This window comes from Rhodococcus sp. YH1 (genome assembly GCF_009939605.1).
In the GTDB taxonomy this organism is placed as follows: domain Bacteria; phylum Actinomycetota; class Actinomycetes; order Mycobacteriales; family Mycobacteriaceae; genus Rhodococcus; species Rhodococcus aetherivorans.
On record NZ_WVTE01000291.1, the window covers coordinates 61068 to 72996 of the forward strand.

The 11929-nt window shown below is 66.4% G+C and carries 13 protein-coding genes; 8 read left to right on the forward strand and 5 right to left on the reverse strand.

Going from position 1 to position 11929, the window contains the following annotated elements; all coding sequences use genetic code 11:
• Positions 1–99 precede the first annotated feature (99 nt).
• The 3 genes from AIIKEEIJ_RS31455 to AIIKEEIJ_RS31465 form a co-directional block, all read right to left on the reverse strand.
• On the reverse strand, positions 100–1092 hold the full coding sequence (locus AIIKEEIJ_RS31455; RefSeq protein ID WP_161997134.1) for a DUF2637 domain-containing protein: 993 nt from the start codon (positions 1090–1092) through the stop codon (positions 100–102).
• 176 nt (positions 1093–1268) lie between these two features.
• Complete coding sequence (locus tag AIIKEEIJ_RS31460) at positions 1269–1652, reverse strand: ParB family protein (protein WP_161997135.1); 384 nt, start codon at positions 1650–1652, stop codon at positions 1269–1271.
• Entirely contained in the window at positions 1649–2590 is a 942-nt protein-coding gene (locus tag AIIKEEIJ_RS31465) for a ParA family protein (protein ID WP_338021032.1), read from the reverse strand. The genes AIIKEEIJ_RS31460 and AIIKEEIJ_RS31465 overlap by 4 nt, the downstream gene beginning before the upstream one ends.
• Positions 2591–3265: 675 nt before the next feature.
• Between AIIKEEIJ_RS31465 and AIIKEEIJ_RS31470 the strand changes: the two genes are divergently transcribed.
• The 3 genes from AIIKEEIJ_RS31470 to AIIKEEIJ_RS31480 are packed head-to-tail and all read left to right on the forward strand — an operon-like array spanning position 3266 to position 5417.
• Positions 3266–3754, forward strand: coding sequence for a hypothetical protein (locus tag AIIKEEIJ_RS31470; RefSeq protein ID WP_161997136.1), 489 nt, complete (start codon positions 3266–3268; stop codon positions 3752–3754).
• Between the two features lie 2 nt (positions 3755–3756).
• On the forward strand, positions 3757–4839 hold the full coding sequence (locus AIIKEEIJ_RS31475) for a hypothetical protein (RefSeq protein ID WP_083583901.1): 1083 nt from the start codon (positions 3757–3759) through the stop codon (positions 4837–4839).
• Between the two features lie 20 nt (positions 4840–4859).
• Complete coding sequence (locus tag AIIKEEIJ_RS31480; RefSeq protein ID WP_225223363.1) at positions 4860–5417, forward strand: hypothetical protein; 558 nt, start codon at positions 4860–4862, stop codon at positions 5415–5417.
• On the opposite strand, the gene AIIKEEIJ_RS31485 is transcribed toward AIIKEEIJ_RS31480, so the two are convergent.
• Together AIIKEEIJ_RS31485 and AIIKEEIJ_RS31490 are read right to left on the reverse strand one after the other, a co-directional pair.
• A complete protein-coding gene (locus AIIKEEIJ_RS31485) occupies positions 5414–5776 on the reverse strand; it encodes a helix-turn-helix domain-containing protein (protein WP_072815229.1) in 363 nt (120 codons plus the stop codon). The two genes, AIIKEEIJ_RS31480 and AIIKEEIJ_RS31485, sit on opposite strands and share 4 nt — an antisense overlap.
• A gap of 210 nt (positions 5777–5986) precedes the next feature.
• The gene (locus tag AIIKEEIJ_RS31490; protein WP_072815205.1) at positions 5987–6430 is read right to left on the reverse strand and encodes a helix-turn-helix transcriptional regulator; all 444 of its coding nucleotides are present in this window, start codon (positions 6428–6430) and stop codon (positions 5987–5989) included.
• Positions 6431–6584: 154 nt separating this feature from the next.
• Between AIIKEEIJ_RS31490 and AIIKEEIJ_RS31495 the strand changes: the two genes are divergently transcribed.
• The 5 genes from AIIKEEIJ_RS31495 (at position 6585) to AIIKEEIJ_RS31515 (ending at position 11830) form a co-directional block, all read left to right on the forward strand.
• Entirely contained in the window at positions 6585–8225 is a 1641-nt protein-coding gene (locus AIIKEEIJ_RS31495; RefSeq protein ID WP_161997137.1) for a cutinase family protein, read from the forward strand.
• A 30-nt stretch (positions 8226–8255) separates the two neighbouring features.
• Positions 8256–9368 carry an insoluble domain protein gene (locus AIIKEEIJ_RS31500; RefSeq protein ID WP_174565242.1) on the forward strand — a complete coding sequence of 371 codons (1113 nt, stop codon included), beginning with the start codon at positions 8256–8258 and terminating at the stop codon, positions 9366–9368.
• Positions 9369–9471: 103 nt separating this feature from the next.
• Positions 9472–10491 (forward strand): hypothetical protein, encoded by a 1020-nt coding sequence (locus AIIKEEIJ_RS31505; protein ID WP_338021033.1) that lies wholly within the window; start codon positions 9472–9474, stop codon positions 10489–10491.
• Entirely contained in the window at positions 10488–11261 is a 774-nt protein-coding gene (locus AIIKEEIJ_RS31510) for a hypothetical protein (protein WP_161997139.1), read from the forward strand. The genes AIIKEEIJ_RS31505 and AIIKEEIJ_RS31510 overlap by 4 nt, the downstream gene beginning before the upstream one ends.
• Positions 11258–11830 carry a DUF6668 family protein gene (locus AIIKEEIJ_RS31515; protein ID WP_161997140.1) on the forward strand — a complete coding sequence of 191 codons (573 nt, stop codon included), beginning with the start codon at positions 11258–11260 and terminating at the stop codon, positions 11828–11830. Before AIIKEEIJ_RS31510 ends, AIIKEEIJ_RS31515 begins: the two co-directional genes overlap by 4 nt.
• The last annotated feature ends 99 nt before the right edge of the window (positions 11831–11929 follow it).

Genomic DNA, 11929 nt, shown 5'->3' on the forward strand with positions numbered 1-11929 from the left:
GCGTGTCGCGCCGTGCGCGAGATTCCAGCTGACCAGTCGTTGGGCTCCGGGAGGCTGCACTGGGCCGGCCTCGGTGCGCACCGAGGCCGGCCCAGTGGTTCAGACTCGCTCGGTTTCCCGGTTGCGCTCGCTTGCTTCGGCCGTGGGCAACGGTGGCACCGAAAATCCCTCGGCTTCGGCGGCGTCCCGGAACTGCCGCCAGCGGCGACTGACGGTGGATTTGTCGATCTTCAACCGTTGCGCAACGTCGATCTGCTTCAGTTGCGGCTCGCTCACGAGCATCGACGCCACGATCTTGACGGTTTCGTGGGAATCCGAATCTTCGAGGAATCGCAGCAACCCGTCCCGGGTCTGCGGATAGCCGTTGCAAGTCGCACCATCGGAGCGAGGCAGGGTGTTCTCGGCAACGGCAACGGCGGTTCCTGCCCCGTCTGCATCGTTGCGTTCGGACGCCTTCGTAACCGGCAGAGGCGCAACCGCTTCCTCAGCGGGATGCAACTCCGGACGGCGCACACTCGTGGTAGTGCCGGTCTCGTGGTCCCAAGGGGTACCAAGGGCGGATGCTTCATCCTCGACGTTGACACGGTGCTGCACCGGATCTTCGTCCGTTGCGACGGCCCGGTGCTGGGCGCGTTCGTCGAGGACAACCTGCAACAGCATCGTGAACAGGTGGAACAACGCCAGCCACAACAGCGGGAAGATCGCCGCGATGATTGCCGCGATCCACGGGGTTTGCGGGATGAAACCGAGATCCTCCCCCGCTGCCACGCGGGCGAGGTTGCGATCAGCCATCTGCCACGAGTGGTAGGCGTTGCCGATCACGCTCAGTGCGACGGTGACGATCGCCAGTGCCATGCAGTACAGGCGGGCGTAGTTGTATTTGCCGGACACCCGAAAGATGACATAGCCGGCCGTTGCAGCAGCCTGTGCAACATCGATGGCAACCGGTGCCATCCACGCCCGCCCTGGTTGCACGTTGATCTCGATCGCCAGAGCGCGCAACGCATCAAACGAGAGGGTGAACGCCAGCGCTGCGAGAAACAACGCCATCGCTGCAACTGCTGCGATGGCCAGCATCTTCGAGTGGCTCATCGGCCGATTCCTGCGCAACGGGGCCTGGGACTGGGTTGTATCGTCGGACATGACCTGGGGATCTCCTATCTGGTGGTTTTCCTGGTCAGGGCGTCCTGCGGAGCGGCAATTCCTTGCAGGACGCCCGTCATTCCTGTGAATGCAAGCAAAACAGGCATTGAAAGCGTTGGTTGGCTTCAGGTGTCAGCGAGCGGTCGACCGGGAGAAAGGGGCGCATCGACTCCCTCGAACGGTTTCCCGCCGTTGTGCAGTTCGGACCGTCGCCGGACTTCTTCCGCAATGGCCTTCTCGACGAACTGTGACCAGTTGCGGTCGGCTTCGGCTGTGCGTGTGGCGTTGAAGGCGAGGCGGGCCTGGGTGTACACCGTCGGGGCGATGTACACTGTCACCGCCTTGTTGCTCTGCTTCTTCTCGGGTCGCTCAGCAGGTTGCTCGACTGGTTGCGCGGGTGGTGCAACGTTGCGGTGCTTTGCCTGCAACCCGGACAGATCTCCCGTGACCTGTCGTGCGCCGGACGAGACGCGAGGCAGACCTGAGAGCTTCCGGCGCGGCTCGGTCACGATGCTGCCTCCTCGGCTTCTGCTGCGGTCATGCGGCGCACGACCTCTTCGGTGATGCCCACCAAGTCGTCCGCAACGGACGTGGAGGACTGGGGTGCGAGGGCTTGAGCTTGAGCCTCCCCGCGCAGGACCTCGTACCACTTGGGTCCGTTGCGAACCACGTCGTCGAGTTCGTGGACGAGCAGTCCCCGTTCTCGTGTTGCTGCCGCGGTGGCTTCGGAGTGCCGCACCGTCTTGTCGAAGATGGCGTCGGTGCTGCCACCGAATGCCTCAGCGATTGCGTCTCGAGCGTTCTGTTGAACTTTGGTTGCGGACGTGCCGACACCCGTGAGCACAACGCCGAGAAGGTCGAGGTCGGGATTGTCAGCGAGGACCGCATTGAGGCGGTTCATCACGCCGGCCATGCCCTTGCGGCTGGATGCATCGCTCTTGACCGGGATCAGAAGCCATCGTGCTGCGGCCGCAGCTGCCGTCTGCAACGCTTCGTCGCCGGGTGGGCAGTCCAGCAGGATCATGTCGTACTGGTGCGCGATCGGTGCCAAGGCCATTGCAAGAGCGAGTTTCGCTCCTGCTGGGTCTTTGGATGCTCTCGAGGTGAGTGCTGCTGTTGCTGCTTCGAGGTGGTGCCCGCCGGGAGCGACGTCGAGATTTGGCCGGACATCGCGAACCGGCTCGAGTGGGCCGCCGAATGCGAGTGCTTGCGCAAGGTTGCGTCCCTCGTCGTCGAGCTCGGTGTTGGTGTAGCCGAGATCCTCGGCGACGTTACCCTGAGGGTCGAGATCGACGAGTAGAACCTTGTAGTCGGAAGCGGCGAGTAGGCCACCGATATTGGATGCCAGTGTTGTCTTGAACACTCCCCCTTTGCTGTTGATGAGCGCGACGACTCGTCGTAGCGCCATGGCGTCGCGCTTGAGGGACACCTTCTCGCGTGTGACCACTGCACTTCCCTTCCTGTCGTAGCAATCAATGCAGTCTTTGCTTCTTTTGCCAGCAAAACCGGCATTCCTGGTGAATCGGTGTCACCCAGAGGGTTGTAGGCGACTCATCATTGCTGGCAATGAGAACATTACCAGGTATCACCGTAATGCAAGTATTACTTGCATCAGGCAGACTCCACGGCAATACCGGCATTGCTGGTATTGCGTACCCGCTGCTCAAGGAGGTGGAAAGGTGAGTCGGGGCGATCGCCCCGGCTCGGAGGATCCTGCGTGGTCGAGCAATTGCAAGTATTGATGGCGATGATGTTCACTGTCGGCATTGGCGCCTTCCGTGCACGGGCCGGCTACAGCGAAATTGCCTGTAATGCCATTTCGATGGGGTCTCCGCATCAATGCCAGTATTGCTGGTCCGGCCGGCCTTGCCGGGGCCTATTCGTGAATCTCGCGGTGGGGGCGAAGGTGGATACCGGGGGGAACCTGCGCATGCGGTGTCGTGCATCACGGGTACGGGGGTGGTGTCAGTCGGTACGATACCGGCCGGTCGGAGTTCCGGAGTCGTCGATGGGGAGTCGGGGGAGCGGCAGTCGAAGTGATTGCTGCGCTCCCCTCGAATCGATGTGTGTGCGCCGCGTTCTCCGAGAGGGGAATCGAGGTGCCGAGATGGAGGAGGCGTCTGTGGGCCCGGTGGCGGGGGCAGTCAGTGAGCTGCTTGCACATGCGCGGGGGGACGAAGCGGCCTCCGTTCTCGGTCTGGTGCCGACGATCGAGCGGATACGCGGTCGTCCCCTCGTGGTGACCAAGAACGCCGAGCTCGGCCCTGGCGTCTTCGCGCTCTGGAACAACCATCCCGACCGGGACGAGATTCTCCACGCCCCGTGGGTTGCCCACTTGGACCGCGCAATCGGCCACGAGTTCGGCCACATTCTCATGGGGCATGAGGGACGTTCGGCCCACGACACGGCGCGCCGGACTCTTCCGCCCGAATGGCACGGTATGGCCCGGATGATGCTTCGCAAGTACGGGCAGGGACACTGCCCCGACGAGCGTGAACGCCGACAGGAGGAGGAAGCGGAGGCCTTCGGTGCGGAATTGTGCCGGCGGATCTCGGGGGCCGGCATCGCCAGATCGGCCCGCATTCGGTCGTTGCTCAACGAGGCGCTGTAGCGGTGTACTCGACGATTGTTCTGTCGGTGTTGTTGTGGTGGGTCGCTTTCACCAGGGTGCGCCGATGGCGTCAATCGCACTCGGTTCTGGCGCTCGGGATCGCGGTGGTCTTCGTCTGCATGGCAGCGCACACGACCGTCAACGTGGGGCCGGTCGATCGGTTCGTCAGCAACGCGATAGGCGTTGCCAATGCCGCATCGGCGGTGAAGCAAGGCCTCTTCCTGGGGATGTGTCTGGGGGCAGCGTTGCTCCTGGTGGCGCTGTGCGTCCATGACGCAGGTGCTCAACGCCGTTGGGTAGGACCCTTATCGCTGGGTACGGTCGGTGCGATTGTTGTGGCTGTGGTCCTGTTTCTCGGCGCAGCTGATGCTCCGCAGGCGAGAGATGGCTACCAGTTCGATCAGCTCTACGGTCATCTGCCGGGCTATGCGGAGTCCGCGGCCTTCGTGATGGTCGTAGCTGCTGTGCTGTGCACGATCATCACGGTGGTGGTGGTGCACGGCTGGGATCTCGGCACTCCCGCCGGACGTGGTCTGGCGATCGTGGCTGTGGGGGTCGCCGTTCTGTCGGTGTATGCGTGGATGCGCGCCGGGTACATCGTTGCTGCCCGTGCGGGGTGGGTTGAACCCTCCACCCACGTGTTCGATGTGTCGACCGAGCTGGCGCTGGTGGGGTCTGTGCTGACGATGCTGGGCTTTACGTGGGCGTCCATCGAGAGGTTCTTCATGGGCCGGTCGCAGCGGAGGGACTTCGCGGAGCTGTACCAGGTGTTGGTGAAGCAGCGCTGGCCCGGAGTCATGCGGGAATCGTGGTCTGCGCTCGTTCCGGCTCGGCAGGTATCGGATCGGGCGAGTGAAGTGCTCGACGCGCTGTCGATGCAGGCCGACGAGGACGGGCTTCCGGAACGGGGCAGGCCGGCGACACCGGAGTCGATCGCGCGATGGGTGTGCACCGGTGAATCCGGGGGCGTCGGGGTCGACGGGCTGCGACCCCCTAGCGGGACCGACACGGTGAAGTGGGTGCGGGCAGTCGGTAAGGCGTTCGAGGTGCTTCGCGCTTCCGGTGAGGTGGAGTTGCAGCGTTGAAGGATGTGGTAGCCAGAGGCTTGACCGAAATCGCTGCGCCCTGGACGGTCAATGTCGCATCGTGCCTGACGCTCGGCATCCTGATCGGACACCCCGGGTGGGGGGCTTTCGTCGCGCTGTTCGCCGGGGTGCTGCCGATGATGCTGATCGTGTGGGGGATGGTGCGCGAGCGCATCGGGAACCATCACGTAACGGAGCATTCGGAACGGCATGGTCTGATCCTCGCGATACTTGCCCTGGTCGTCACAGCTCTCGTGGTGCAGCTCGTCGCGCAGGGCCCGGTCGAGATGATCGCGTTGACGTGTGCGGCCATAGCGACTCTGGTCAGTGTCGCTGTCTGGACGAGCATGGTCGGCATCAAGGCGTCGGTGCACATGGGCGTGTGGTGCGGCGTCGTAGCGATTTTCGCGGTCGGGCTCAGCCCCTGGTGGTGGACAGGGCTTGCTCTCGCGCCGGCCATCGCCTGGTCCCGGATGCAACTGGGGCATCACACGAGCAGGGAGATAGCGGTCGGTGCGGCCACCGGACTGGCTATCGCCCCGTTGACCTACCTCGCGGTCGCGAACCTCGTCTCCTAGGGGCGCTTCGGTTCGTCGGTGCCGACGCCGGTGTCATAGGGGTTGTACGCGCGGGCGGCGGATGCCACGTCGTTCGTTCGTAGCGACTGCACCCAGGAGATGTAGCGCACGGCCTGCTCGAACGAGTCGTCGTCGGCGAAGTACTGGAGCGGGACGTGGAAGAAGTCGGCGAGGTCCTGGGCGACCTTGAGTCCGGGGTTGGGGCGCTGGCCGTTGAGCAGCATGGAGATGTAGCCCTGGGTGATCGAGCCGCCGTTGCGCCGGATGCCATCCACGATCTCGTTCATGGTGAACGGGCCTCGGTCTTTGGGGTGCACATTGTCGATCAGATAGCGGAGCTTTTCGGCGAATGTCGCCACGCCCACCTCCTCATCGGGAATCAACAACGGCCCAGGTGAACCGGGCTCGTCAAATCTACAACCACCCCGGCGGCGATCAGAATCGCCGCCAGGGGACTCCTCCGCGCCCATTGCCTATCACCACGGTAATATTACTATTGTGATAGAGACGTATGGGGGTTTCCGCTTGGTCGGTCAAACGTATGAACGCAGGTAAGGGTGCCGGTGGTGTCAGCGTGATCCGCCCGGTCTGCGGTGAGCGCGCATCCACAGCGACGTCACCTGCTCCTCGCTCGTGTCGAGAATGGTCGCCAACTTCCGCCTCTCGTCACTCGTCGGGGAGCGTTCGCCTCGTTCGAGCCGGGAGTAGGTGGACTTCGACATACCCAGCTCCTGGGCGATGTCGGACTGTGCCAGACCTCTGCGAGTCCGCCAGCTGGCGAGGGTCTGCGCTTGCTCTGGCACGACGGCGAGTTCGTGCACTGTGACTCCGAGGACTTCGGCCACTCGCTCCAGTGTGCTCGGGCTCGGTGCACTCTCACCGGTTTCCCAGTTGCGAACGGTGTTGTAGGTGACCGAGGACAGGCGTCCGAGATCGGAGCGGGACAGGCCCCGTTCGCGGCGCACCTCGGTGAGCCGGGTGGGATCGAACCCGTACAGGGCGCGGCGCGGCACTCTCACCTCCGTCTCGGGTCCACTCCGGTAACTCTCGCACCAACTTTGCCGCATATGCGCAGCTGGGTGGAAATCGCCGCCGACATTCTGTAGGAAATAACTGTGGGAAATAACTTCGATCTGGAGTAAGGTCGTAGCCGTGAAGGAGGGGAATATGAGCGCGTGGCCCAAACGCTTTGCGGCCATATCATTTTCGGCGGCTGTGCTGGCTACTGCCGGCCTGGGTACCGCCCCGGCCTATGCCCAGTCGAGCACGGGCGATGAACCGCACTGGCTCGGTGAGCTGGTCTCGGACTGCCCGGATCTGTACGTGCTCGGGATGCAGGGCACCACCGAGACGTCGCCGGACGCGCCGGTGAAGGTCGATACCGGAATGCTCTCGAACATCATGGGTCCGCTGCTCGATCAGGCCCGTGAGCTGGGCGCGAGCGTCGATCGGGCGTATGTGCCGTATCCCGGTTCGTTCGGTGGCCTGACGCCAGGCGGCACCGAGTCGTATGTCGAGTCGGTGACGGCAGGGGAGGAGAACCTGTCCCTGGCGGCGCAGAAGGTGCTCTCGCAGTGCCCTTCGGCCAAGCTCGCCGTCGTCGGCTTCTCCCAGGGCGCCCATGCCGCGTCGAACTTCCTGCGGTCGGTCGGCAAGGGCACCGGGGTCGTTCCGGCCCGCTCGGTCGCAGCCGGTGCCCTGTTCGGCGCGCCGACCCGCAGCCCCGGATCGGGACTGTTCCCCGGGACCTCGCAGACGGCCCCGTCGCCGGTTCCCGGCACCAGGGGAGAGGCGGTCAAGGCGCTGTCGGCGGTGTCGTTCACCGCCCCCGAAGGAGGTGGCATCGGGCCGGTGGCCGATCTGACCAGCAGCTACGGCAGCCTGTCGGGACGGGTGTCGTCCTGGTGCCAGGGCGGGGATCTGGCCTGTGATGCGCCGGCGAACGCCCCGGTCGTGCGGGCGGTGGTCAACGTCGCCGGTCAGGTCGAGGTCGGCGGGGATCCGTTCGTCGCGATCTCCACGGTCGGACGGGCACTGGCATCGACGGCCTTCAAGACCGCCGTCGATGTGGTCAACCAGGACATTCAGGCGCCGAAGAGCGCGCTGTCGGCGATCTCGGTCCAGCCGAAGAAGACCATCTCGCAGCGGCTGGCCGAAGCATCCGATCCTCGGGCGAAAGCTCCGACGGGACAGGAAGTCACGGCAGCGTTGATGAAGGTCGGGCTGATCGGCATCAACGCGGCGGTCACGGTCGTCAAGAAGGTGCTGACCCCGGAGACGATCGCAGCGGTCGCGGCGGCAGGGCTGGCCAATCCGGCCGCGGCCTTCGGTGTGCTCGCGGCCAAGACGGTCAGTGTGCTGCCCGAGCTGGTCCCGCCGGCGACCTCGCAGCGGTTGGTGCGGCAGGCGTTCCAGGTCGTGCAGAACGAGGTCAAGGCCAACCGGGACGCGTTCGACCTGGTGGCGATGACGACGGTGCGCAATGTCGCCGCCGAACACGGCTCCTACGGGTCGGTCCCGGCTACTGCCAGCGGACAGGCCCCGACCCGGTTCGCTGCCTCCTGGCTCGCTGCGGTGGCATCCGACCTCAGCGCTGCGGCCGACTCCACCACCTCCACGACGGTGACCTCCACCGCGACGACGCCGACCACTACGACGGTCCGGCCGTCGGCGACCACCTCGACCACCCCGTCGTCGCAGACGGCGACGTCCACCACCTCGGAACCGGCCGTGACCACCACGACTGTGGTCGACGCGGGACCGACGGTGCTCGATCAAGGCGGCATCTCGGCCGCCGAACTCAACTGATTCACGCCTCGACAGAAGAGAGAACCACTGATGAGCAAGCATCACAGGCCGTCACGGATCGCCAAGGCGAGCGTCGTGCCTGCCACGGCCGCCGCGATCGTGGCAGCGGGCACCGGTGTGGCCTGGGCAGCTCCGGTCGAGCTGCCCTCGCAGGGCGGGGTGACCACCCCGGCACCGTCCACTCAGGGCGGCACCACCAGCGCGCCGAAGCCGCCGGCCAAGCAGATCTACTGGACCCCGCCGCCGGCGCAGCAGCGCGAGTACGCGCCGCTGCCGGACTACAACTACGACACCAACCGCTATGAGCGGCAGTCCACTCCGGCGCCGATCAACCCGCTGGAGCTGCGTGCCCCGCAGCCGGTCGAGCCGGAACCGATCTACATCGCTCCGCCCGAGAAGATCATGATCGGCGATGTCCACTTCAACCAGCCGAATTGGGTCACCGACGACGACCGGGAGCGCACCAACAACACCGCCGGTCTGATCCGGTCGGACGTGGCGACGTTCTACAAGTCGATCGGTATCGAAGCCAGCCGTGCCGATCGTGTCGCTGCTGCTCAGATCGGCGCGACGGTGGCCGGTGCGGCAGCCGGCGGGGCGGCCGGTGCCGTTCCCGGTGCCCTGATCGGCGGCACCATCGGCGGTATCGCCGGTGCCACCGCCGGTGGTGTGGTGCCGCTGCCGATCCCGGTGCTGCCCGAGGTCACTACCGGTGTCGCCGGTACCGCAGCCGGAGCAGCGATCGGCGCTGCGGTCGGCGCGGTTCCCGGCGCAGTGCTCGGTGGCGCGGCCGGTCTGGCTGCCGGAACCGCCTTCGGTGCCGGTGACGACGAAGGTCAGCCCATCGAGGTGGAGCTGCCGGACGTGGGTGAAGACGTGCTCACCGAGCAGGCCGGTTCCACGGTCGAGCAGTGGCAGTCCTCCGGCCCGGTCGGACAGGCCGCCGCCGACGCAGTTCAGAACGTCGTGCAGACCGCTCCGCAGGTCGATTCGCAGGTCCGTGAGTGGGTCGAGGTCCAGCCCGGTGGTGAAGGCGTGATCGCCGGTGTGGACAGCGCTCTGGACACCTTCTTCGGCGGTTCGGCCGGCACTGCCGCCGAGATGATCTCGACCGCGATCGGCGACGGGATCGTGCCGGCCTGATCTGCTCGACCAGCTTTCGGTGGGGGCGGGCACGCCCCGCCCCCACCACCCGACGACGGAGGACACTTTGTCGACCGACAATCGAGGAACACTCTTCCCGGACGTGACCGAGCACTACGGGCCGCAGCCGACTCCGACCGAGACCGTTGCGACCGGATCGCTGTACTTCCCGATCCCGGACGAGACCATCGCCGACGCGGTGGTGGCATCGGACCTCGAACCGGTCGATGCCGACGCGGTGATCCAGACCGAACTCGAACCGATTCTCACCGCCGACACCACCGGCGAGCCCGATCCCGACGTACCTTCTCTCCCCGATCCCGGGGCCCACGACCCTGCCGACAACGGCGATGCCGCAACCGAGGTCGATCCCTATGCCGATGCCCCGGACTGGGTGCACGTCCACATTCCGCGAGGTCCGCTGGTGATCTCGCAGCGCAGCCGTGGGGGTCTCAAGTCCGCGATCGGCCGTGCCTGCCCTCCCCGGCCGACTCCGGCCCCCGAGTCGGCCGAGGCCCCCACCAGCGCCCCCGCCGTGCCGGTCACCGACACCGCTGCCGCTGCTCCCGCGAAGCCGGGCGGCGATCGGTCCCGCACCTGGATGCTCGTCGGCGGCGGTGTCGCCGTGCTGGCGGTGGTCTCCGCTGCGGTGGTGACCGCGATGACCGGCAGCACCGACGAACCACAGGCGCCGCCGCTGCCGTCCTCCTCGGTAGTGGCCTCGCCCTCGACCACCCCCTCGACGACCGCGACCGCGGCGCCGCCGCTGTGGTGCGCCCCGGTCGACGAACCCGACCGGATCGTCGGCAACGGCCCCGGTGGACGCGATTCCGGCCCGGCGGTGATCCAGGCATTCGAGCACGCCTACTACGTCCAGCGGGACGGCCAGGCCGTCGCAGAGCTGATGGTCCTGCCCGGCAGCGATATTCAGAGCTTCATCGACGCCGTTCCGGCCGGGACCGAGCATTGCGTGAGCGTGCTGCCGACCGAGGACCCGAACCGCTGGTCGGTCGATGTGCTGCTGAAGTTCCCGCCCGTGGGAGACGAAGGCATCCACAAGCAGTGGATCACCACCATGCCCGCCGACGGCGGGTTGAAGATCGCGAACGTGGAGAATCGATGAACAACGTTGTTGCATTTCGCCGTAGCCCGAAAATCGAGCAACCCGAACACCTCTCGGCCATCGTGGTGGCCGGCTCCGGGGGAGCGGCCGCGACCACGACCTGCCTCGGCCTGGCCACCGCCCTGCGCCTGGGAACCGATGCACAGGTCGCGGCGATCGACGGCACCTTCGGCGGCGGAAACCTGCTCGACCGCGCCGGGGTCGAACCGATCGATTCTGCGCGGGCGATCCGCCAGCTCGGCTCCCGTATGGCCCTCAGCACGGCCGGTGCCGTGGTCGTCGGACACGGCGAATCCTCGGATTCGGTGCTGGTGGACAGCCTTCTCGCCGATCGGCATCTCGCCCGCATCCACGATGTCGGAACGGCGTTGCGCTCGCGCCGTCTGGCTCCGCTGATCGACGCCGGTGCCGCGATCGTCGTCGTCGCCCCGGCCCGATCCGAGCCGCTGAGCCGGATGCGCGACGGCCTCGAATGGCTGATGCGCACCTACGGATCGGACGTGCTCTCCCGCACGGTGGTGTCGATCTCGCACCAGCTTCCGCAGCGCCTGGTCGATCTGACCCCGATCCGGCAGGCGTTGGCCCCGCTGACCGCCGGGTTCGTCGAAGTGCCCTTCGATGCGAGCCTGGCTCGCCCCGGCACCGTCGACCACCGGCACCTGTCGGTCGACTCGATCGACGCCTGGACCGACGTGCTCGACGCCCTCGGCCGAGTCGAGGCCGGCCACCACGACACCGACCACCGGGCCGGGACCGAGGAGCTGGCATGAGCAGCAGAGAACGCATCAGCGTCGAGGTGCGGGTCGATCCGTACCCGGTGGCTGCGCCCGGGCCGGCGGTGTGGCTGCTCGGCGCGCACGGCGGGGCCGGGGTCTCCACCCTCGCCCGGTACTGGGACTTCGCCGAGGATGCGCGGCATCGGTGGCCGTGCGGTGACGCCCGGGAGACCGAATCGCCGTATGTGGTGGTGGTCTGCCGGGAAACCATCCAGGGCCTGTCCAGCGCCCACGATCTGATCCTCGAGCACCGCAACCGCGGGTTGGCGTGCGAGCTGCTCGGCCTGGTCACCGTGGCGAACGCGCCCGGTCAGCCCCCGAAGGAGGTGCGTCAGCTGCGCTCGATCGTCACCGGCGCGGTGGCTGCGCACTGGGCGATCGGCTGGCACCGCTTCCTGGCCTCGGCGGCCCGATCGAGCCTGCCCACCTGGCGCGCCCTCGACGGCGTGCCCATCCAGACCAAGGGAGCAGTCATCGACGTTCCCGAGGACGTGATCGCTGCCGGCGTCGGCATCATCACGGCAATCCAATCCAGCCTGCCCGCCTTGTGGTCGGGGCAGTAAGACACGGAGGACACGTCATGCTTCAGACCGTCGTGGACGTTGCGTATCTCGCACAAGGTTCGGTCAACTTCGACATCAACCCGGAGGTGCCGCCGGGCG

What these genes read in the sequence shown, in the direction of transcription:
- AIIKEEIJ_RS31455 (WP_161997134.1), bottom strand. Translation starts at nt 1,092, where the DNA reads ATGAGCCACTCGAAGATGCTGGCCATCGCAGCAGTTGCAGCGATGGCG.
- AIIKEEIJ_RS31495 (WP_161997137.1), top strand. Translation starts at nt 6,585, where the DNA reads ATGAGCGCGTGGCCCAAACGCTTTGCGGCCATATCATTTTCGGCGGCT.
- AIIKEEIJ_RS31500 (WP_174565242.1), top strand. Translation starts at nt 8,256, where the DNA reads ATGAGCAAGCATCACAGGCCGTCACGGATCGCCAAGGCGAGCGTCGTG.
- AIIKEEIJ_RS31510 (WP_161997139.1), top strand. Translation starts at nt 10,488, where the DNA reads ATGAACAACGTTGTTGCATTTCGCCGTAGCCCGAAAATCGAGCAACCC.
- AIIKEEIJ_RS31515 (WP_161997140.1), top strand. Translation starts at nt 11,258, where the DNA reads ATGAGCAGCAGAGAACGCATCAGCGTCGAGGTGCGGGTCGATCCGTAC.